Origin of the sequence: Nonomuraea sp. NPDC049655, from assembly GCF_044465465.1 — a bacterium.
Lineage (GTDB): Bacteria > Actinomycetota > Actinomycetes > Streptosporangiales > Streptosporangiaceae > Nonomuraea.
Window position 1 is genome coordinate 1 of record NZ_JBITLS010000001.1, and the last position, 19,721, is coordinate 19,721.

Here is a 19,721-nt window from a genome sequence, read left to right on the forward strand (position 1 = left end):
AACCCGCAGGAGCGGCTGAACAAGGAGATCCGCCGCCGCACCGACGTGGTCGGCATCTTCCCCGACCGGGCCGCGATCATCCGCCTGGTCGGCGCCGTCCTGGCCGAGCAGACCGACGAGTGGGTCGAAGCTCGCCGCTACACGGGATTGGACGTGCTGGCCAAAGCCCGCCTGCGATGCGTCCCCGGCGACACATCCACCCCGGCCCCGATCCCGCAGACACTGACCGCTTAACCTGCAGATACAGGATCACGCGAAGATCGACTCATACGCCACATCCATGGACGCGACCTCGCCGTCCTGCAAAACTACGAGCTCACCCACGGATGAAAGGCCTCAGTCAGGGCGCATCCCAATTCGTCCCTGGCCGGTAAGACGGATGCGCAAAATCCGCGTTTCGCTGGTAGGGCAGGACGAACAACCCGGTGCTGGGCCGGCTCAACGTGGTGCAGGCGGCGTTGAGCCTGCTTTCACCCAGGCGTGCAGCGGGACGTGATCAGACCACGTGCTCCGGGCGTAATCGACGAAGCATCTCCGTACGCGGCCCTCGCCGGCGAACACGTAATCAATCTTCCGCCTGCCGGTCACGTAGGTCCAGCGCCGGCGCGGGTCGCATTCGTCGCGGCCCTTGTAGGCCGCGGCGGCGTCGCGCGGCACCAGGTTGAGGTCGCCGCCGATCACACCCCGGCCGAGTTTGAACAGCTCGCGCAACTGGATGTGCCGGTAGGGCCTGCCCTTCTGCCTGTCGTCGTAGCTCGATCCCGACGAGAAGTGCGCGGTGCAGAACGTCCGGTCGGCCGTGCAGACGGCGTACCTGCGGGCTCCCCACGGCGGCGAGGTCAGCGCGTGCACGACGAGGCCGGTGTCCGTTCCGGCCACGGCCAGGGTGACGCTCAGCACCCCGCGTGGCCTGCCGTTTCTGTCGGGCAGGCACTGGTACGGGGAACCGTCCGAATACATCAGCCCCGCCGACCGGACGCTCCAATTCCGGCCGGTACGGCGTTCGAGCTCGTGTTCCAGGTCGGCGTCGGCGCCCGTGCAGAACTCCTGAAGGAAGACCACGTCCGCCTCGGTCGCCAGCGCGGCCACGTGCCAGGCCAGCTCGGCGTTCGAGCGGCGGAAGAGCGCGCACCCGGCGTTGGTGCCCGCACAGACGTTCCACGTCATCACGTGGAGGAGAGGTGGCTGTGCCTGTACGGACAGGTTCGGTAACAACAGTCCGGCGATCACGAGCTGGCTGATCATCATCACCGAGATCCCTCCACACATGATCCGAGCCGTCAAAAGACCGCTCAACCGGCACATCTGGCAACCAGGAGCCTATTGGTCTTCATGGGGTCAGACCCGGGCCTACGAGGTGCCAAGAGCCTCTTCTCATGCCAACCCGTCCAGGTTCTCTCCTGCTGATCAGCCCGATCAGCTTGGAAAAGCCTCACTGATACAACCAGTAACGCTCGCGAAGGGCGCCATCGAGGATTCGGAGTGTGTCCGGCACTGAGGCGTGCTTCTTATGGACTTGCAACTCCCCGCGCAGATCGGCCAGTTGCTGAGCGATGACGAACGAGCTCAATGACCGAGTGTCCTCCACCGCCTCCTTTGCCCGTGCACACGCTTCGTCGACATGGTCTTGTGCGAGCATCACCTGAGCCAGGAGAAGTTGAGTGAGAGCTCGGCTGCGTGTTCGGTCTCGCGCTCGAAGCTTCAGCGCTCGGCTTCCCCGCCGTTGTGCTTCGCCCTGTTGGCCCAAGCTCAGCCGAGCAGGCCCACGCAGAGGTCGCCGAACTTCGCGCCGAGCTGGAGCGCCGCATCACCGCGGACGCGGAGGCCCTCGCCGACCAGACCCTGCTGCGCAGCCTCACTGTCGAGGGCGGCAGCATCAACCTCGACCTGATCCCGCCCCGCGATATCGCCGCTGTCTGGGTGCATTGCGCCATCGGCATGCTCGGCGATGCCCGAACTACTCCGAGACGCCGGTCGAGATGCCGAAGGTGTCGATGGAAATCAGCCCGGCCGGGACGTACGACCGCTACGCGCTCATCGTGCAGCGTGTCGGCCGACTCACCCCACACGAGGCCCGGCAGCGGGCCGAGGCCGAACGGGACCAGCTCGACGCTCGCCGAGGCTGTCCGGCAGCGCGACGAACTGCGTGACCTGATCCGCGAGCTCTCCGACAGCAGCCCATGCCGGTTCGATCACGACGGCGGCTGCCAGGAGCACGGGCCGACATCCACCTGGGATGGCTGCCCACACGCTGACGCGCGCGGCGCCGGCCGACCAGCCGGCCAGGGTGCGCGACCGGCAGGCTCGCGGTAGTCGTCGCGAAGTTCCTCGGTGGTCCACTCGCGGCCCGCCCGACGGCCGCCTCGGCGACCTGTGGCGGTGCCCCTGCGGCGCGCTGTGGCAGATCAGCGATGCCTGCGACGCGTGCGACTGGGCCGGTGGGGCCCGTCGACGAGGGCAACCACGCGATCGGCGTGACGTGGCGGCCCGCCACCCTCTGGCAGCGCGACCGGTACTTGAAGAAAGGACGACCATGATCATGGAAGAGGAGAACGCCGCCTACGAGGCGTCCTTGCCGGAGTGGCAGCGCAGGCCGAACCCCGTCGGCCCGAACACGGCGAACGTGCTCTGGGCCCCGCACCGAGTGCACGATGGCACTCGCCAAGGAGCGGCCCGGCCCCAAGTCCCTGTGGTTTGCCAGCCCGGAGGAAGCCGAGCGGGTGTACGGCGGGCGCGGCCAACTCTGGATGCGAGGTGTGGCGTTGCTACAGACAGGTCAGGACCAGTGGCAGCGCCAGGCATCTGCCGTCCGGGGTGTTCACGAACAGGGCGGGCCTGGGGCGCAAGAGGGGTTGAGAAGATCGCTTCCCGGGAAGAGAATGATCGCTTCCCGCGTAGGCAGCCCGGGCGCTGACCGTTCAGGGGGATTGCCACGTGTCAGGGCCAGCCGAGGGAGGGCTTGTCTGCGGTGGGTGAAATCATGTTCTCGCAAGATCTTCGTGCAGGTCGTGAGCAGGAGTCCGGAAAGCTTTTCAGCTGGCCCGGCCCAAGGTCACGGTGCGGGTTCCGGGGGTGAAGTCGCCGAAGGACTGTTGCCAGGACTCACCGGGCCAGTAGTACGTCACAAGGCCCTCGGCGGGCCGGTAGTGGGCGGTGTAGAGCGTTACCGTCCCCTGCTCGTCGACGGATCGATACAGCGGCGGCTTGAGCATCGCCGCCACGTCCGCGCCTGCGGCGCGGATGGCTCGCAGCCGCTCCTGCGTCCGCATGGTCCGCTCCTGCTCGTCGGTCACCGGCAGGTGCTGGTGATTGGAGGCGCAGGCCTCCGGTGCCACCGTCGGCGGCATGTCCGGTCCCACGAACACCGTCATCGCCTTCTTGGGATCGACAAGGGTGAGGTTCTGGGGGACGGCGACCGGCAGGGACCGCAGCCTGTCGACCGCCTCATCGACGGTGTCGCACGTCTCCAGCAGGTAGCGCACGAGGATGAGAATGGCGAAGCCATGTCCGTAGACAGAACGTCCGCCCCAGGTGAGCGAGATCGCGAGACCGGCGTCGTTCATCCCGTCCAGCAAGCCCCACAGCATGTCCTGCATCCCGATCACGGGGCGCAGGAAGCAGGAGGAGACGATGGTCCCCTCGCACTGATCGGGCCGCAGGTCATAGTTGCGCAGCAGAGTGCCGTTCTGGCCGATCTGGGTGCAGGACTGGGAGAACGGCCGCAGTGCCGCGTGGGTGAGGAAGACTTCCGCCTCGGGCCGGTCGAGTTGGCCGGCCAGGCGGTCCAGAACCGGGACCAGTTCCGGCAGGTGCGCACGGAACAGCGCTCGAACACGATCCGCGCCCTCCGGAGTCCGGCCCTCCTCGGTCAGCAGGCCCTCCATGTCCTGCCACAGGGCCCGGGCGTGGGCGGCCCACACCTCGTCGCCGCCGTCGCCGACCTCGATCGCCTGGAAGGTCTTGTGCTGTTGCCGCATGGCTGCCACTTTCCCTGTGAGAATCGGACGAGGTGAGGGCAACCTAGCTAATTGTGCGGGTAATTCACCAGGTGGTGCCTGTGTGTTGCCAAAGCGCGGACACTGCTGTTGAGCTGGCCGTTTGTCGGACGGTCGGACGCCATGGACGAGTTTCGGCGCCGCACAGGCACCATGGACCGTAACGAGTTGGGCGGCGGAAATACCTCCGTCACGCCACGGTGTGACGGAACGCAACCAGCCGACCGTTACAGCCGGTACCAGTTCGGAGCTGCTACTTGTCATCAAGGGCGCGGCTGCCTCGGCAGAGACGAACAACCGGATGCTTGCGACGACGACAAGAGACCTCGACTGCGGGATTTTCCTACCGGAATAGCCCTCTGGTGGTCGCGGTTCGGCAGCACATAAGCTGCATCAGCAGCAAGACCGCCACGCCCTCCAACTCCCTGACTATTCCCTGGGATTAGCAGTTGCGAACAACCCAGTTGGTCGTCCAAATCGCCGAGGAGTAGGTTCGGCGGCCTCCTCCGGCGACTGTCCAGCAGCCGATGCTGGACTTCCCGTTCAGGACGACCTTGAACTTGTGCGTTGCGGTACATTTGTTACGAACGACATAGCCAGCTTGCGAGCCGCCGACAATCATGTCGGGCCCCGAAACGCGGACACCGCAGAATCCGGGATCCGCCGATGCCGTACCGGTGAGTGCCGTGGTGGAAACGACCATGGCAGCGCTCGTGACGACTATCTTGAAACGCAGAGCACGTTTCGCAGTGATGAGCATACGCCGATCCCCTTTCAGCAGTTCTGGGCGTAGGCCCAGAACTTCCCGGTCGATACCAGGAACGATTTCGTCGCCTTCGGCGCGATCTTGCCACACGAACTTGTTCTGCCGGCCCCGTCGTTGACCCTGACCTTGATGGTGTGGCCGCACCGGTTGTACACCGGGAAGACCATCCCCTCGTAGGCCGGGCTTCCTTCCCCTACTCGAGCGCAGGTTCCTGGGTCGGCAAGGGCCGAGGGGGCGGTGACGAGCGATGCCCCGCCGCCGAGCACGATACTGAAAGCGATGATGACGGCCTGCTTTTTCCTTTTCACCTTCACCTCACGTGGGCAGATTTTCGTGAATCGAGTCTTCGCGGCTGATCGCCAAGTTTCGTACTACTCAGCACCGTCCAGCGGGCAGCGTGTGCGAGCTGACCGCGCCACCCGCCGCTGGCGCCCCCAACGTGCTGGTTCTTCACCGCCTGTTGCCCCCTTGCCGTGTGATCGACTGGTGATCCTCATCGTGCGGCGGGCGGTGTTGAGGACGTGTTGAGGACGTGTTGAGGTGGGCCGGGATCGGGAGCCCCAACTCCAGGCGACCAGGTGGAGAAGGTCATTGAGCTGCGGCCAACGTGAGCCCCGACAGTCTCCGAGAGCAGCAGCTGGCCAACATTGCGCCTGGCGAAAACTCCATCCGTGCAGTTCAAGCCGCATGTGAGTATTCGGAGAGGACGTCGCCAAGCCGACCTCGTCTGCGTATGTTCAGGTCGGTGATTCGCTCGGGTTCTGTGATCGGGGCCGGGACGGGCCGCAGCCGGGCTCCTTGGGTCAGGGCTTGGTGGGCGCGGTGTTGGTCGTAGAACTGTTCATGCTCGCGTAGAGCGCCGTAGGGTCCCGGAGATCCCTACTCATGGGTCAGCACCGGCGCTCCGATCCTTCCCGAAGGCCGATCGCGCCGAGGAGTGCCCCGAGCCTGAACTGCTGCGCCTGGCCGTCGGCATCCTCTGCGCCAACGGCTGTCCGTCGGTTCCTCAACCCGTGGTCCGCGAAGCGGGCGACCACGCGCACGGGAAGCGATTGATCAGATACGCCTCGTTATCTACGCTGTCATCATGCCACTCCCCACCGAGCCGATCGGCAGCATCCCCCGCCCGCCTGCCCTGCTGGCCATCGCAGCCTCCGACCCGGCCGAGGGGGCGTCCGCATTGGCCGAGGCGCAGGAACAGGCCGTCCGCGACACCGTCCACCGTCTCCAGGAGCTGGGTTCGCCGGTGGTCACCGACGGAGAGCAGGCCAAGCCCAGCTTCGCCACCTACCCGCTCGCCGGGCTCGACGGACTCGTCCCGGACGGCGTGGTGATCCCCTTCGCCGACGGGCACCAGCGGCAGTTGCCCCGGCTGACGGCCGGACCGTTCCGCTACCAGGTCCACGCCGAGCACTACCTGCGCGCCGCCCAGCGCCACGCGAGCGTGCCGGTCAAGCAGGCCGTCATCGCGCCGTCGGCGCTGAGCCTGCTCTACCCGGCCGAGGGCATCGACGGCTACCCGCGCGAGGCGTTCCTGGCCGACCTGGCCGACCAGGCCGAGGCCGACATCCGCGGCTGCCTGGAGGCCGGGGCGCACGTGGTGCAACTCGACTTCACCGAAGGCCGGCTCTCGCTCAAGCTCGACCCGAGCGGCGGGGTGCTGGACGACTTCGTCGCGTTCAACAACAGCGTCCTGGAGCGCTTCACCGACGCAGAACGCGCGCGCATCGGGGTGCACACCTGCCCCGGCGGCGACCAGGACTCCACCCACAGCCTCGACGTCGACTATGCGGCCCTGCTGCCCCAGCTGTTCCGGCTCAAGGCGGGCAACTTCTACCTCCAACTGGCCAGCGAGCCCGACCCGGACAAGGTCCTGGCGGTCGCCGCCGAACACCTGCCCGCCGACGCGCGGATCTTCGTCGGCGTGATCGACCCGGTGGACCCGCGTGTCGAGACCGCCGAGGAGGTCCGCGACCGCGTCCTGAGGGCCGCCCGCCACCTGCCCGCCGACCGGCTGGGCACCTGTGACGACTGCGGGTTCGCGCCGTTCGCCGACGACACCTCCACCTCACGGGAGACGGCGTTCGCCAAGATCCGGGCCCGGCTGGAGGGCACCGAGCTGGCCTCGGCCGAGCTCGGCATCTGATCGTTGCGCCTGCCCGTCCGTGAGAACGTTGCCCACGGACGAGCAGGTCACCCGCAAGGAGGTGGGCGGGGCGCGGCGCACGGACCGCAGCGTTACCCGCCTGCCAGGTGCTGAACCGCGCTGGGCATCAGGCCGAGGACGTGCCTGCTGATGGTCGCCGTCGCAACGCAATCCAGTACGCGTGTTCTAGAGCCGGGCCGTACAGCGGACGCATCTGGAAGGCGGCACGGGCCGCACATCGCTCCAGCCCGCCTTCCTGACGATCTCGGCGCCCCAGGCGACGCCCTCGGGAGTGAGCCGTTGCCTCCCGAGCAATCGGCCAGTCATGCGGTCGATCACGATCTGCCCCCACTGGAATTGGAGGGCCAGCCCGTCGAGCCCGAACGTCCCGGGAACGTCGTCGACCACCTTGATGCCCGGCGCCTTGGCCAGGAGAAGGTAGGCGGCAGCCCTGGTGCCAGGCGTCGCCGGCGAGTTGATGAGCCGAGAGACGGCCCCCTCCAGCCATGGCTCGCGCTCGGCGGCCACCTGAGGGTCGTAGCGTTCCAGCAGCCGTGCCCTGAGCGCCGCCGGCTCCTTGGGGAGGCTCCGCAACTCCGCCAGCGTCGGCTTCAGCCCATCGGCGAGCTCCAGCCCCAAGTCCAGGTCCGCCGAGCCGTATGCGGGCATGTTCTTGTCGCACCCCCGCGCGGGGCACAGCCTGGGGGAGCCGTCCTGTCGCCACGCTTCCAGGCCCTCGGCCGTGTACGGCTTCGACGAGATCGGCTCGTGCCAGCCGTAGACCTCGCGGTTGGGGCCGAAGGTGAGGACCTCCATGGCGCGTTCCTCAACCTTGTAGCCATAGGCGTTCTTCGTCCTCATGACATGCTCGGTGTCGCGTCGCCAGAAGCGGCCCTTCGCCTCCGGTGTCGCCGCCAGCCTGGCGGCCGCAGCTTCCAGTTTCTGCATGGGGGTGACCGCGACCGGGTCCGATGCAGGTCGGGGTACGAGGATCACCACCGCGCCGACGATGAGCGCGACGGCCGCCGCGACGAGCGCCATCCCCGTCCACGACCTCCTGCCCGCCCGTACCACGGACCCGGCGGGTGCCTGTGTGGCTGCGAGTACCCGCTCCCGTGCCGCAGCCAGCTGGTCGGCCGACGGGGGTGGCACATCGGGCATCACCGAGTCGATGACCTGGAACTCGTTCATCCCAACACCTCACGCAGCTTGGTCCTGGCCCTGCTCAACCGGGACGCGACCGTCCCCGAGGCGATGCTGAGCGCCGCCGCCACCTCGTCGTATCTCAACCCGCCGTACGCGATGAGGAGCACCACGTCGCGTTCCCCCTTCGACAGCCGCGCCAGCGCCCCGGCCAGCCGACCAACCGTCACGCCCGCACTGAGCCTGTCCACGATCCGCTGGTCATGTCCCTCGTCGTCAGGTGGCGGCCCCGTCCTGGCCATGGCGCGGTACCTGCGCACCTCGGCGCGCCGGTGGCGGCCGATGAGGTTGGTCGCGATGCCGTACAGCCACGGCCTGACCCCACCCATGGCCGAGTCGAAGTGTTCGCGTTGCCTGAAGGCGATGAGGAACGTCTCCGCGGCGAGATCCTCGGCCACATCGGGGTCGAGCCTGCGCCCGATGTAGCGCCGGATCTCCACGTAATGGGCTTCGAAAACAGCTTCGAAGACGTCAGGAGCAGTGATCACATTCTTGTTTGCCCTCAAGCATGCGACTCTTCCAGGAAATCTTGATTACTTGTCGCAGAGATGTGTCCGGCAACAAGCCCAAGATCGTGCTGGCCGTCCACCGGGATCACGGCTGACCGGGTCGCCTTGGGGCCAGGGACATGCTTGGGAGCGGCGGGCCGATGCGGTGGGCTCAGGCGTCCTTCGGTGGGCAGACGTTCGTGATCGCGCCTCACATGCTGACGTGGCCGTTGGTGCCGATCGCGGGCCCGGGGCACGGCCACGACCCCGTCGTCCTCGGCCGGCACCGGGTCGCCCGGCGTGATCAGCACCCCGCCGCAGGTCACCGGCTCCTGGACGGCGGCCACCCGCATCCTGGCGCGGTAGTCGACCGGCCGCGTGCCCAGGGCGAAGACGGGGAAGTCCAGGTCCAGGATCTTGGCGCGGTCACGGACGTACCCGTCGCAGACCACCCCGGCCGCGCCCCGGCCCTTGGCGGCGGCCGAGAACAGCTCGCCCCAGCAGGCCGACCGGCCGTGACGATCACTGCCACTACCTCGCGCCGGTCCTCGCCGACGCGGGGCCTGGGGCGTCGGTGGGGTGCTGGGCAGTATGGCCGTCGGCCCGCTGGCGGACCGGCTCGGCCGGACCGCGGGGCTGGTCTTCCAGTGGTGGGGCAGCCTGCCGCAGCTCCGGGTCAGCCCGGGAAGAGGCGGAGAGATGGGCGGCAGGCTGTTCCAGCCGGCGCGGTGTTCGACGTTTCCGGGCGCGGGCTGACAGAGCCGGAAGAGGTCTCCAGGCGGAGGGTTCTGGCCCGCCACGAGCTCCGTCACCCGCCTTTTGTAGGGACACGGGAGCCTGAGAAGGTCGTCCAGGAACTGGTCAACCCGCGCTCCCGGCCTGGGGCGAGCTCGTCGGCCAGGCATGTCTCAGGTCAGCGTGCTCTTGAGGATCCTGGCGACCCGGACGCGGTTGCCGCTGACCGGGAGTGGCCGGCCTCCATTTGGGGACCTCATGGATGCGTCTGGTCCGGGCGCGTCAGCCATGGGAGCTCTCGGTGTCGCAACCGGTAGGCGGCCCCGGAGATGCGCAGCGGTCCGGCGTCCCAAGCTCAGCGGCAGAATGCTGCGAACCGCCATGGCGGCCAATGCTGCGAACCGCCATGGCGGCCGCCGTCGTGGCGCTGCGCACGCCAGGCTGGTGGCCTACCTCGCGCCGCCGGCTCCGGCGATCGACGTTCTCCTGCTCACGGAAGTGGCTTACGGTGGCGCAGCAGCCCGACCAGCCGGATCGCGGCCAGCACGCCCACCCCCAGATGCGCGCACACCAGGACGATCTGGAAGATCCGCTGGCCGCCGGTGAGGTCGGCCGCGTAGCCTCCGTCGTAGAAGCCGGACATGAACGCCAGCACCCCCGCCACGACCAGCAGCCCGGCGGCGGGCGCGGCGAGCGCCCGGCGGCGGCTGGTTGCCCCCGCGACCAGGATGACCTGCGCGACCATCATCGGGATCGGCGCCGACAGGCGCGCCTGGGAGCCGAGCGCGTCCAGGAACGTGGCGTTCAGGCCGGCCGACAGCGAGATGACCGCGCCGGCCAGGTCCAGGGCGAGCAGCAGCCCGACCCCGGCGAGCAGCGAGACCTTCAGCGGCCGGTCGGTGGTGGTCGTGGTGGAGACGGACATGTTCTTCTCCTGAGGTCGTAGGGAACGGCCTCAAGGATGTGCGCGGCGGCCGCCGGGCGTCATGAGCCTCATGTCCCGACCCGGAGGGGACTTCTCGTCCCGTGACGGCGGGACAACCGGGTGGCACGATTCACTCCATGAAGGACAGATCGGTACGGCGAGCCTCGCTGGTCGGCGGGGTGCTCGTCGCCCTCGTGGTCGGCTCGCTGGCGGTCGAGCCGCGGCTGCGGGCGCTCGGCGTCACGGGGATCGTCGAGCGGTTCGACGCCTTCCGCGGCGTGGCGGCGCTGTCGTTCGGCGTGCCGGGGCTCTTCGTGGTGTCGCAGCGGCCGGTCGGACCGGCGGGCCGGGTGGGCTGGGTGATGGTGTTCACCGGGGCGGCCCAGGCGGTGGGGCTGGCGCTCGGCACGTACGGGCTGCTCGGCATCAACCAGGGCGTCGGGGGCGGCGTCGGGGGCGGGCGGCTGCCGGGTGACGACTGGGCGATGTGGGCGTCCAACTGGTTGTGGATGCCGGCTTACCTCGTCGTGCCGACGGTCTTCCTGCTGATCTTCCCGGACGGGCGGCTGCCCTCGCGCCGCTGGCGGCCCGCGCTGGTGGCGGCGCTCGTCGCGATCGGGGCCAACACGCTCGACTGGATGCTGCGGCCGGTGCCGTACGAGAACGTGCCTGGCCTGTTCCCCGACGGGTACGCGGGGGTGCTGGCCGGTCTGCGCGGCCTGCCCGACGTGCTGGACGGGCCGGTCGTCGCGTGCACGGCGGGGGCCGTGGCCGCCGCGGTGGCCTCGCTCGCCGTCCGGTACCGGTCGTCGGGCGAGGAGGTGCGCAGGCGGCTCCAGTGGGTGGTGGCCGCCGCGCTGATCACGGTCGCGCTGGCCGGGGTGGCGCTCGTCGCGTCTTGGGGAGCGGGCGCGCTCGTGCTGGCGGCGGTGCCACTGCCGGTGGCGGTCTCGGTCGCGATCGTCGCCCACCGCCTGTGGGACCTGGACCTCCTGCTGTCGCGAGCGCTCGCCTTCGGCGCGCTCAGCGTCGGGCTGCTGATCATGTACGCGCTGGTCGCGTTCACCCTCGGTGGCATCGTCGGCGCGGGCGTGTCGGCGGTGCTCGTGGCGTTCGTCGTGCATCCCCTGTACGCCCGGGTCCTCGCCGCCGCCAACCGCCTGGTGTACGGCGACCGCGAGAACCCGGCCCGCGCGCTGCGCATGCTCGGCACCCGCCTGTCCGGCGCCGGCGTGCCGGGCGAGTTGCTCGACCAGATGGCCGCGGAGGTCGGCAGGGTGTTGCGCGTCCACTACGTCGCGGTCGAGGAGTCCGGCGCGGTCGTCGCCTCCTGGGGCCGTCCGGGCGAGGTCGCCGAGAGCGTGCCGCTGCTGCACCGGGGCGAGCCGGTCGGCGCGTTGCTGCTCGGCGAACGGCTGCGCCCGAAGGACCACAAGCTGGTGGGCGAGCTCGCCCCGCACGTCGCGGTGGCCGTGCACGCCCACCGCCTCGGCGCCGACCTGGAGCGCTCGCACGGCCGTATGCTCGCCGCCCGCCAGGAGGAACGCGACCGGCTGCTGTACGAGCTGCACGACGGCCTCGGCCCCAACCTGGCCGCGCTCGCGCTCCAGACCGACCGCGCCCGCCGCCTCGTGGACACCGACCCCGCCAAGGCCAAGGGGGTGATGGACGAGCTGTCCAGGCGCATCCGCGCCACCGTCGAGGACGTCCGCACGATCGTCAACGACCTGCGGCCGCCGCCCCTGGACGACCTGGGCCTGGCCGGCGCGCTGGCCGAGCTCGGCAGGGGCTTCGCCGGCGACCTCGCGGTCGACGTGGAGGTGCCGCCCGACCTGCCCGTGCTGCCGCCGCCGGTCGAGCTCGCCGCTTACCGGATCGCCGCCGAGGCGCTGACGAACGCCGTACGGCATGCCATGGCCTCCCGCTGCACGGTCACGCTGCGCGCCACCGACACCCTGGAGCTGCGCGTGCAGGACGACGGCGTGGGCGTCGGCGCGCCCGTCCGGCGCGGGTTCGGCCTGGCCTCGATGCGGCGCAGGTCCGAGGAGCTGAACGGCACGTTCGAGCTGGTCACCGGCTCGGGACCGGGCACGCTCCTGCTCGTCAGACTCCCGCTGGCGGCCTGATGATCAAGGTCATGGTGGTGGAGGACCACCCGGTGTTCGCCGAGGGCCTGGTCGCGCTCCTCGGCGACGCGGAGATCGACGTCGTGGGCGTCGCGAGCACCGGCGAGGCCGCCGTCGACCTCGCCGGACGGGTCGCGCCGGAGGTGGTGCTCATGGACCTGCACCTGCCGGGCATCACCGGCGTGGAGGCGACCGCCCGCATCCTCGCCGACCGGCCGGAGACGGTCGTGCTGGCGCTGACGATGCTCACCGACGACGAGAGCGTGCTCGCCGCGATCCGAGCCGGGGCCCGCGGCTACCTGCTGAAGGAGTCGACCGGCGAGGACATCGTGCGCTCGGTGCGGGCGGTCGCGGCCGGGCAGGTGGTGTTCGGCGCCTCTACGGGCGAACGCCTGCTGTCGGTGCTCGCCACGACCGCGGCACGCCCGCGCCCGCTGCCCGAGCTGACCGACCGCGAGGTGGAGATCCTCGACCTGGTCGCGGTCGGTCTGAACAACCAGGCGATCGCGCGGCGGCTCGTGCTGAGCGAGAAGACCGTGCGCAACCACGTGTCCAACATCTTCGCCAAGCTGCACGTCTCCGACCGTTCGGCGGCGGTTGTCCGGGCGCGGGATGCCGGGCTCGGCTCCGGCTGATCATCGCCGACTTCCGTCCGCCCGCGAACCCCCTGGCCGGACACCTGACCGTGCGGGTGCCGATCAATCATCCGGCCAGGTGAAGCCGCATGCCGATGCTCCTTCAGGATGCGCCCAAGTTGTAGAAGGCTTCGAACTCGCGCAGCGCGTGCAGAAGGTTCTGGGACCGTCAGAACGTTCAAGCGGCCGGCGGGCAGGGGGCGGACTTCGAAGCAGTCGCACGCCAGCAGAGCGCCTGCTTGGCTGCGCAGGAACGCGGCCCAGGCGGCGGCGGTCCGCTCGGGAGACGGATCAATGTCGCGCGCTTTGCGGATCTCCCACACCACGCCCGCGAGGCGCGCCGGCCGCGGCGCGACGGCACCGCAGCAGACCGCGGTGCCAGCGCAGGACGGTGTCCGGGCGGACCAGCAACCCAAGATGCCGGAGTCTCTTCGTCGGCAGGCGGTGAAGCAGCCCAGCGAGAAGGAACCGATCGGTCGGCGTGAACGCGGGCGTGGTCACCTGCCGCTGCGTCACCATCAGCTGGTGCCGCGACACCAGGATTTCGATTTCCTTGTCACGATCGGTTCGGGGGAGCAGCCCCAGGAAGGAGAAGGTGGTCGTGACCGTGAGGTAGGCCAAGCGCAATGGACATGATCGACCATCATGCCGTGCGCGGCACGCGACGGAGTGCGTCACCTCCATGACCTGCACGGATGAATATTCGGCACCCGCAAGACCAAGAACTTCGCATCGCGCGGTTGTATATCAGTGTCTCCACGGCGCCAACGGATGGGGTTGGGGACCCGCTGGGAACCACACGCCATGCTCGCACTTGCGCAACCCTCAGGTCGGCGAACGGTGCGCTCACCGTGAGAGTGCGTTTGACGTGCGGAAACGCGTACACCCATGTTCTGGGGGTCAAGGGGTCGCAGGTTCAGATCCTGTCGTCCCGACGGTTGCGAAAGGCCGATCGGCTTGCGCGGCGACGTCGTAGCCGTCGTCGGCGAAGATCACGAGCGTCCTGCCGCCGAGGGCAATCGTGGTCAGGTCGTCGATCTCGGCCGGGTGCACGGCCAGGCCGAATCCCTTCAACACGGAGTGCAGGTCGGTATGCAGTTGCTCGGAGCCGTGCGTGCCGGTCAGGATGACCGTCGCATCGTCCTCGGCGTCGTCCTGATCAGCGGCTGTGGCTGGGATGAGGATCCCTCTTCGCGCCAACTCTTCGATGAAGTTGTCCCAGCGGTCGGGCGGAAGTCCCGGCAGAGTGTCCGACAGGAGGGTGCGTGAGAAGGTACCGGTCGAGTCGCACGTCTGGATCAGTCCCCGCGCCATCTCGGCGCAGAGGCCGCGCAGCGTGGTTCCCTTGGTTCGCTGGACGCTGTAGAAACAGAGATCGACGCCGTCATCGTGACAGGTGTAGTACGGCGAGAAGCGGTATGTCTTCGTGGTGTCTCTCATCCGGACTCCAGTGAGATCAAGCGAAACCATTCGGCCGCGGGGAGGTTCTCCAGGTCGCGGACGGCGTCCGCGACACGCCGCGCTCGTGGTGTCACGAGCGTCGGGGTGGGGGCAGGAACTGGTCAGCCGGCTCGCCAGGTGGTTCGGTTGGGGCCTGTCACTTCAGGAGGGCGCGCCAGCGACCGGCTGACTTCATGATGTCCAGGCTGACGTGTTCCAGGTACGCCGCCGTCTTGGCCAGCCGTCGCCCTACGGAGCTGTCGAGCCCGTAGGTTTCGGCCGCCGCCATGGTGGCCCGCGCCGTCTGGAGTGTCTGCCGCTCGCTGGTCATGACCGCCTGGTACCAGGCGTCGTCGTCGATCACGTAGATGTCGCGACGCCGCCGTGGGTCGCGCTCCCGACGGACGAATCCCTGCTGGAGGAGGAAATTCACGGCCACGGAAACGGACGACGGGCTGACCTTCAACCTGCGGGCCAGCTCGGACGCGGTGCGCCTGCCGTCCTCGGACAGCATCAGGTCGTGGTGCACGCGCGCGGCTGTCCTTGGCATCCCCCCGCTGACCGTCATCTCGATGATCTCCTGCTCCAGCGTGGCGACCGGCGGCGTGGCCGCGTGTGGAGGTGCAGGGGAGCCGCGCCGGGCCCGCTGGATCGTGGCTTGGTGTGCTTGCTGGGGCCGGTAGCCGGTGGGGCCGCCGTTGCGTGCGATCTCCCGCGTGATCGTCGAGGTCGGTCTGTCGAGCCGCCTGGCGATCTCGCCGTAGGAGAGTTTGTCGGCGAGCCCGGACGCGATGCGCTCGCGGTCCTGCTGGGTCAATCGTCGTCCTGGCATGCCTCCAGTGTTGTCTTCGTCGACACTCATTGCAACGTCGTATTGCATTCGAGCGCAGTGTCATTGCTCCAATTTATGGTGGACTACCTGGAACGACGCTTTTTTGCGATTGACGTAATTTCGAATGCAACATAGCTTTCGAATCGAGCGAAACACGTACTATCGCGAACAGGGGCCAGTCATGAGAGAACTCCTCCGTACCGCCGAGAACGACAGGGCCAGGACGCCGCAAGTGTTCCGGCGAGTGACGGTCGCGGCGCTGGCGGCCGCGCTGCTGGCCGCGGCGGCTACACCGGCTCTGGCCACCACGGACGGGAAGGCCGCTGCCGGACATGACCGCCCGGAGCTGCAGAAGGCCATCCAGGCGTTCGTCGATGCCGGCTTCCTCGGGGTGCAGATGCGCGTGAACGACGAGCGGGGCGAGTGGGTCGGCAGCGTCGGGCGGCGCAAGCTGGGCGCGAGCGCGAAGCCGCCGACGAACGGCCGGTTCCGGCTGGGCAGCAGCACCAAGCCCTTCATCGCGACCGTGGTACTGCAACTGGTGGCCCACGGCAAGATCGGACTGGATGCCCCGGTGGCCGACTACCTGCCCGCGTTCGAGCTGGACCGGCGGATCACGGTGCGGATGTTGCTGCAGCACACCAGCGGGTTGTACGCCTACACCGGCGAGTTCCGTCCGGACGGGTCGGTCGAGCCGGGGATCCCCGCGGCGGGCAGGGAATGGGTGGACAACCGGTTCAAGACCTATCAGCCGGAGGAGCTCGTGCGGTTCGCGTTGTCCAGGCCGGCGCGGTTCGAACCGGGGACGAGCTGGAGCTACTCCAACACCAACTACACGCTGGCCAGCTGCTGATCGAGAAGGTCACCGGCCACCCGATCGCCGAGGAGATGAAGCGGCGGATCCTGGGGCCGCTCAAACTGCGAGCCACCGTGATCCCGGGCACCACGGACCTTCGCGGACCGCACGCCCACGGCTACTACCGCTACCAGGACGCCGGCCAGTGGAAGGTGGTCGACGTCACCCGCCAGAACCCCTCCATGCTGGCCGGCGCCGGTGACATGATCTCGACCACCAAGGATCTCCACACGTTCTTCTCCGCGCTCAACACCGGCAAGCTCCTGCCGGCCCGACTGCTGGCCGAGATGCGCAAGCCGCACCCCGACAGCGCCGGCCTCTTCGGCAGCTACGGCCTCGGGGTGTACGTGCAGGACCTGGGTCCGGGCTGCGGCACCGTCCTCAACCACAACGGGAGCGCCACGGCGGGCTACGCGACGGCGATGCTCAGCACGCTCGACGGGAGAACGACCCTGACCGCCTCGATCACCTACGGGGACACCGCACCCGACCTGGCGGTATTCCCGAAGGCGCTGGACAACCTCCTCAGGGCGGTGTTCTGCGACGGGCAGGCCGGATCAGCCGACGAGGCCGACCCGGCTCAGTGATCGGGCCGAGCACCTTGGGCCCTTGAGCGCGGTCAGTGTGCGCAGGTGGTTGCGGGCCGTGAAGCCTGTCATGAGCGGGCTTCTGCGGTCGCGGCCCGCCCGCGAGGGTTGAGCAACAGAGCCCCCAGCAGCCGGCGCACAGCCGGCTGAGACACCGTACGCTCCCGGCCGTCCACCCGACGCCGCGCCCGTGGTCGCGCCGATGCCCTCGGGCTGATCACGACAAGACCACCGCTCGACTCGACGAGGGGTGGCGACGCATGGAGCCGTAACGCCGTCAGGCGACAGGGACGGTCACCCTTGAGCTCAATGGCTCAGCCGGGAGATCCGCCGCGACCGGCACCCGACCAACGGCCAGTGCCGACCGCGCGCCGGCGGCGAAGTCGTGCTCCAGCCGGTTCAGGTCGAGCCGGCCCGGCGCTCACCGTCGACGCGTGAGTGGAGCCGGGCCGGCGGTCGAGCCCTCCGACGCTGTATCGATCACTTCGTCCAGGACCTCGCGGGAGCGGATCAGGTCGGTGATCATGTGGTCGATGCGGTCGCGTTGCGCGGTGAGCTCGCGGACCAGCCTCGGGGTCGCGATCTCGGTCGGGCGGCCGTCGGCATCTCTCATGCAGGGCAGCAGTTGTGCGATCTTCTTGCTGCTCAGGCCCGCGGCATAGAGCGTCTGGATGCGTACGACGCGGTCGACCGCCCACTCGCCGTAGTCCCGGTGTCCACCGGGGGTGCGCTCGGCGCGGAGCAGTCCTTGCGCCTCGTAGTAGCGCAGGGAACGCTCGCTCACCCCGCTGCGCCGGGCCAGCTCGCCGATCCGCATTCCGCACCTCGCCCGAGGACTTGAATCTGACACTGATGTCAACTTCTACCATGCCGGCACGACGAACACATACCTACGATGGAGGCGTCGATGAGTGACCTGACCGGCAAAGTGGCGCTGGTGACCGGCGGCAGCCGCGGAATCGGCGCGGCGATAGCCAAACGGCTGGCCGACGCGGGGGCGGCGATCGCGTTGACCTACATCCAGGCAGCAGACCAGGCGCGCGAGGTCGCCCAGCAGGTTGAGGCCGATGGTGGCAGGGCTGCGGTCGTCCGGGCCGACCTTGCCCAGCCGAACGCCGCGGCCGAGGCGGTGGAGCAGACAGTACGACAGCTGGGCCGCATCGACATCTTGGTGAACAACGCAGGTTTCCTTTCCTACGGCCCGCTGGCCGAGGTGTCCGCTGCGGACCTGGATCGGGTGCTTGCCGTGGACGTCCGGTCGGTGTTCCTGGCCGCACAGGCCGCCGCCCGGCACATGGGCGAGGGCGGGCGCATCATCAGCATCGGATCGTGCTTCAACGGCCGCGTTCCCGGTTCGAACTTCGTCCTGCAGGCGATGGCCAAATCCGCGCTCACCGGGCTGACCAAGGGACTTGCCCGGGAGCTGGGGCCGCGCGGGATCACCGCCACCATCGTGGACCCTGGCCCGATCGACACCGACATGAACCCGGCCGACGGCGAGACTGCCGATTTCCAGCGCTCCCTCACCGCCCTGGGCCGGTACGGCGAGGCCGCGGACATCGCCGCCGCGGTGGCCTACCTGGCGGGTCCCAGCGGCCGTTACGTCACCGGCGCCACCCTGGCAGTGGACGGCGGGTACACCATCTGACGGCGAGTCGTCCTACTTCGCCCGAACACGTTCCAGCGATGCATCACCTCCAAACCTGCCGGTGATCACGCACGAGGCCCTACCGGTGACGTCCGATCGCACCTTGTGCACTTCTCATGCCACCGCGGCCTGCTGGTTGCGAACGTGTGAGGGCAGCAAAGCTCTCCAGTCGCCAGGTGACTCAGGTCGCTCGGAACACGATCACCGTGACGGCCGCCCTCACGGTGATCAACCGGAGCGATCCGATCGATCTTCTACCGCCACCCCCCGCAGCCTTCACCGGGCTCATGCTCACCGGAACACCTACTCCGTTGAGCCGGTTACACAGCTCCGAGTACGCGTCCGGTTCACCGACGAAGCCTGTGGAGTCTTACTTCATGACCTCTCGCCTGATCTTCCGCCCCATCACCGGACCAGAGGAGATCGACCTCTTCAACACACTGGCCGGCCCTTACAACGACAGCCTTGCCGACGATCTCCGCAACGGACACTCCAAGGCCGACTGGATGTGGATGGCCCTGCGCAACGGTCGGCCGGTGGCACGGGTCGGCTGGTGGTCTCGGAGCGGCACTGGACCGGAAGTCATGGAAACCCTCGACATCGAAGACACTTGCGACGACCCGCTTCGGATCGACATCGGCGAGCATCTCCTGCGCACCGCCTTGGCCGAGCTCTTCCCGGCGGGCACCCGTCCACCTGAGTACGTTCTCCAACCCGTCCCGGCGGACTGGAGGGACGACCCCAAGACCGGCAGCCGGATCAGGGACCGGATGGAGGTGGTGCGGCGCACCGGCGGCAAGGTGTTCGTCGAGAGGCTCCGCTACCGATGGACATCCGATACACCGTTGCCCGCACCCCGAGGCCGACTCGCCTTCCGTCCGATCAGGAACGAGGAGGAAGCGATCGTACTCCTGAGCGGCATCCTTCCAGGCACGCTCGACGCCTACAGCCGGGCCGACATCGCACGCTCCTCCATCCAGGACTACGCCCACGTGCAGTACCACGACGAACTGCTGAGCTATCCCAGCCCGAGCGAATGGTGGCGGGTCGGCGTCCACCAAAACGGCGAACCGGTAGGGATGGTCGTCCCGGCGCAAAGCCCGAACGGCTTCGTGATCGCCTACCTGGGGGTTGCCGAAGGGCATCGTGGTCAGGGCTTCGTCAACGACCTGCTCGATGAAGGAACTCGCCTGCTGGCCGCCCAGGGCGCCGAACGCATCACGGCGGACACCGACCTGGGGAACGAGCCGATGGCCCAGGCCTTCGAGCGTGCCGGATACGAAAACTTCGCCCGGCGCATCGATATGTGCTGGGACTGAAACGGCCCATGTCACGAAGA

The 19,721-nt window shown here is 68.6% G+C and carries 22 protein-coding genes; 9 read left to right on the forward strand and 13 right to left on the reverse strand.

The genetic code is table 11. The features are described 5' to 3' along the window. On the forward strand, positions 1–234 hold a 234-nt coding region (locus ACIBQ6_RS00005; RefSeq protein WP_397209414.1), incomplete at its 5' end, for a transposase. A gap of 204 nt (positions 235–438) precedes the next feature. On the opposite strand, the gene ACIBQ6_RS00010 is transcribed toward ACIBQ6_RS00005, so the two are convergent. From ACIBQ6_RS00010 to ACIBQ6_RS00030, 5 genes are all read right to left on the reverse strand, one after another. Continuing rightward, on the reverse strand, positions 439–1,167 hold the full coding sequence (locus tag ACIBQ6_RS00010; protein WP_397209415.1) for an endonuclease/exonuclease/phosphatase family protein: 729 nt from the start codon (positions 1,165–1,167) through the stop codon (positions 439–441). A 582-nt stretch (positions 1,168–1,749) separates the two neighbouring features. Further along, the gene (locus ACIBQ6_RS00015) at positions 1,750–1,926 is read right to left on the reverse strand and encodes a hypothetical protein (protein ID WP_397209416.1); all 177 of its coding nucleotides are present in this window, start codon (positions 1,924–1,926) and stop codon (positions 1,750–1,752) included. A gap of 1,106 nt (positions 1,927–3,032) precedes the next feature. After that, a complete protein-coding gene (locus ACIBQ6_RS00020) occupies positions 3,033–3,977 on the reverse strand; it encodes a C45 family autoproteolytic acyltransferase/hydolase (protein WP_397209417.1) in 945 nt (314 codons plus the stop codon). A 460-nt stretch (positions 3,978–4,437) separates the two neighbouring features. Then, positions 4,438–4,755 carry a hypothetical protein gene (locus ACIBQ6_RS00025; protein ID WP_397209418.1) on the reverse strand — a complete coding sequence of 106 codons (318 nt, stop codon included), beginning with the start codon at positions 4,753–4,755 and terminating at the stop codon, positions 4,438–4,440. A gap of 14 nt (positions 4,756–4,769) precedes the next feature. Continuing rightward, the gene (locus ACIBQ6_RS00030) at positions 4,770–5,075 is read right to left on the reverse strand and encodes a hypothetical protein (protein WP_397209419.1); all 306 of its coding nucleotides are present in this window, start codon (positions 5,073–5,075) and stop codon (positions 4,770–4,772) included. A gap of 773 nt (positions 5,076–5,848) precedes the next feature. Between ACIBQ6_RS00030 and ACIBQ6_RS00035 the strand changes: the two genes are divergently transcribed. After that, positions 5,849–6,907, forward strand: coding sequence for a cobalamin-independent methionine synthase II family protein (locus ACIBQ6_RS00035; RefSeq protein WP_397209420.1), 1,059 nt, complete (start codon positions 5,849–5,851; stop codon positions 6,905–6,907). A 186-nt stretch (positions 6,908–7,093) separates the two neighbouring features. On the opposite strand, the gene ACIBQ6_RS00040 is transcribed toward ACIBQ6_RS00035, so the two are convergent. The 3 genes from ACIBQ6_RS00040 to ACIBQ6_RS00050 form a co-directional block, all read right to left on the reverse strand. After that, complete coding sequence (locus ACIBQ6_RS00040; protein ID WP_397209421.1) at positions 7,094–8,098, reverse strand: hypothetical protein; 1,005 nt, start codon at positions 8,096–8,098, stop codon at positions 7,094–7,096. After that, positions 8,095–8,550, reverse strand: coding sequence for an RNA polymerase sigma factor (locus ACIBQ6_RS00045; RefSeq protein ID WP_397209422.1), 456 nt, complete (start codon positions 8,548–8,550; stop codon positions 8,095–8,097). The genes ACIBQ6_RS00040 and ACIBQ6_RS00045 overlap by 4 nt, the downstream gene beginning before the upstream one ends. A gap of 62 nt (positions 8,551–8,612) precedes the next feature. Beyond that, positions 8,613–9,257, reverse strand: coding sequence for a hypothetical protein (locus ACIBQ6_RS00050; RefSeq protein ID WP_397210355.1), 645 nt, complete (start codon positions 9,255–9,257; stop codon positions 8,613–8,615). Here ACIBQ6_RS00050 and ACIBQ6_RS00055 point away from each other — a divergent pair. Continuing rightward, positions 9,178–9,354 (forward strand): hypothetical protein, encoded by a 177-nt coding sequence (locus tag ACIBQ6_RS00055; RefSeq protein ID WP_397210364.1) that lies wholly within the window; start codon positions 9,178–9,180, stop codon positions 9,352–9,354. The genes ACIBQ6_RS00050 and ACIBQ6_RS00055 overlap by 80 nt on opposite strands. Before the next feature lie 469 nt (positions 9,355–9,823). On the opposite strand, the gene ACIBQ6_RS00060 is transcribed toward ACIBQ6_RS00055, so the two are convergent. After that, entirely contained in the window at positions 9,824–10,258 is a 435-nt protein-coding gene (locus ACIBQ6_RS00060) for a hypothetical protein (protein WP_397209423.1), read from the reverse strand. 137 nt (positions 10,259–10,395) lie between these two features. Between ACIBQ6_RS00060 and ACIBQ6_RS00065 the strand changes: the two genes are divergently transcribed. After that, positions 10,396–12,384: a sensor histidine kinase gene (locus ACIBQ6_RS00065; protein ID WP_397209424.1), complete on the forward strand. Its 1,989-nt coding sequence runs from the start codon at positions 10,396–10,398 to the stop codon at positions 12,382–12,384. Next, the gene (locus ACIBQ6_RS00070) at positions 12,384–13,019 is read left to right on the forward strand and encodes a response regulator (RefSeq protein ID WP_397209425.1); all 636 of its coding nucleotides are present in this window, start codon (positions 12,384–12,386) and stop codon (positions 13,017–13,019) included. Before ACIBQ6_RS00065 ends, ACIBQ6_RS00070 begins: the two co-directional genes overlap by 1 nt. Before the next feature lie 291 nt (positions 13,020–13,310). Here the strand turns inward: ACIBQ6_RS00070 and ACIBQ6_RS00075 are convergent, their stop codons facing one another. The 3 genes from ACIBQ6_RS00075 to ACIBQ6_RS00085 form a co-directional block, all read right to left on the reverse strand. After that, positions 13,311–13,712: a hypothetical protein gene (locus ACIBQ6_RS00075; RefSeq protein ID WP_358295754.1), complete on the reverse strand. Its 402-nt coding sequence runs from the start codon at positions 13,710–13,712 to the stop codon at positions 13,311–13,313. Positions 13,713–13,919: 207 nt separating this feature from the next. After that, positions 13,920–14,459 carry a hypothetical protein gene (locus ACIBQ6_RS00080; protein ID WP_358295757.1) on the reverse strand — a complete coding sequence of 180 codons (540 nt, stop codon included), beginning with the start codon at positions 14,457–14,459 and terminating at the stop codon, positions 13,920–13,922. Positions 14,460–14,616: 157 nt separating this feature from the next. Continuing rightward, positions 14,617–15,339, reverse strand: coding sequence for a helix-turn-helix domain-containing protein (locus ACIBQ6_RS00085; protein WP_397209427.1), 723 nt, complete (start codon positions 15,337–15,339; stop codon positions 14,617–14,619). 133 nt (positions 15,340–15,472) lie between these two features. Between ACIBQ6_RS00085 and ACIBQ6_RS00090 the strand changes: the two genes are divergently transcribed. Together ACIBQ6_RS00090 and ACIBQ6_RS00095 are read left to right on the forward strand one after the other, a co-directional pair. Then, on the forward strand, positions 15,473–16,144 hold the full coding sequence (locus ACIBQ6_RS00090) for a serine hydrolase domain-containing protein (protein WP_397209428.1): 672 nt from the start codon (positions 15,473–15,475) through the stop codon (positions 16,142–16,144). A 35-nt stretch (positions 16,145–16,179) separates the two neighbouring features. Next, positions 16,180–16,734, forward strand: a complete 555-nt coding sequence (locus tag ACIBQ6_RS00095) for a serine hydrolase (RefSeq protein WP_397209429.1) — start codon at positions 16,180–16,182, stop codon at positions 16,732–16,734. A 421-nt stretch (positions 16,735–17,155) separates the two neighbouring features. Here the strand turns inward: ACIBQ6_RS00095 and ACIBQ6_RS00100 are convergent, their stop codons facing one another. Further along, complete coding sequence (locus ACIBQ6_RS00100) at positions 17,156–17,551, reverse strand: MerR family transcriptional regulator (RefSeq protein WP_397209430.1); 396 nt, start codon at positions 17,549–17,551, stop codon at positions 17,156–17,158. Between the two features lie 90 nt (positions 17,552–17,641). Here ACIBQ6_RS00100 and ACIBQ6_RS00105 point away from each other — a divergent pair, with 90 nt between their 5' ends. Beyond that, entirely contained in the window at positions 17,642–18,382 is a 741-nt protein-coding gene (locus tag ACIBQ6_RS00105; RefSeq protein ID WP_358295768.1) for an SDR family oxidoreductase, read from the forward strand. Between the two features lie 176 nt (positions 18,383–18,558). Then, positions 18,559–19,701 carry a GNAT family N-acetyltransferase gene (locus ACIBQ6_RS00110; RefSeq protein ID WP_397209431.1) on the forward strand — a complete coding sequence of 381 codons (1,143 nt, stop codon included), beginning with the start codon at positions 18,559–18,561 and terminating at the stop codon, positions 19,699–19,701. The last annotated feature ends 20 nt before the right edge of the window (positions 19,702–19,721 follow it).

Coding starts and splice junctions, on each gene's coding strand:
- ACIBQ6_RS00010 (WP_397209415.1), bottom strand. CDS start 1,167: ATGACGTGGAACGTCTGTGCGGGCACCAACGCCGGGTGCGCGCTCTTC.
- ACIBQ6_RS00015 (WP_397209416.1), bottom strand. CDS start 1,926: ATGCACCCAGACAGCGGCGATATCGCGGGGCGGGATCAGGTCGAGGTT.
- ACIBQ6_RS00020 (WP_397209417.1), bottom strand. CDS start 3,977: ATGCGGCAACAGCACAAGACCTTCCAGGCGATCGAGGTCGGCGACGGC.
- ACIBQ6_RS00025 (WP_397209418.1), bottom strand. CDS start 4,755: ATGCTCATCACTGCGAAACGTGCTCTGCGTTTCAAGATAGTCGTCACG.
- ACIBQ6_RS00035 (WP_397209420.1), top strand. CDS start 5,849: ATGCCACTCCCCACCGAGCCGATCGGCAGCATCCCCCGCCCGCCTGCC.
- ACIBQ6_RS00040 (WP_397209421.1), bottom strand. CDS start 8,098: ATGAACGAGTTCCAGGTCATCGACTCGGTGATGCCCGATGTGCCACCC.
- ACIBQ6_RS00060 (WP_397209423.1), bottom strand. CDS start 10,258: ATGTCCGTCTCCACCACGACCACCACCGACCGGCCGCTGAAGGTCTCG.
- ACIBQ6_RS00065 (WP_397209424.1), top strand. CDS start 10,396: ATGAAGGACAGATCGGTACGGCGAGCCTCGCTGGTCGGCGGGGTGCTC.
- ACIBQ6_RS00070 (WP_397209425.1), top strand. CDS start 12,384: ATGATCAAGGTCATGGTGGTGGAGGACCACCCGGTGTTCGCCGAGGGC.
- ACIBQ6_RS00080 (WP_358295757.1), bottom strand. CDS start 14,459: ATGAGAGACACCACGAAGACATACCGCTTCTCGCCGTACTACACCTGT.
- ACIBQ6_RS00085 (WP_397209427.1), bottom strand. CDS start 15,339: ATGCAATACGACGTTGCAATGAGTGTCGACGAAGACAACACTGGAGGC.
- ACIBQ6_RS00090 (WP_397209428.1), top strand. CDS start 15,473: ATGAGAGAACTCCTCCGTACCGCCGAGAACGACAGGGCCAGGACGCCG.
- ACIBQ6_RS00095 (WP_397209429.1), top strand. CDS start 16,180: ATGAAGCGGCGGATCCTGGGGCCGCTCAAACTGCGAGCCACCGTGATC.
- ACIBQ6_RS00100 (WP_397209430.1), bottom strand. CDS start 17,551: ATGCGGATCGGCGAGCTGGCCCGGCGCAGCGGGGTGAGCGAGCGTTCC.
- ACIBQ6_RS00105 (WP_358295768.1), top strand. CDS start 17,642: ATGAGTGACCTGACCGGCAAAGTGGCGCTGGTGACCGGCGGCAGCCGC.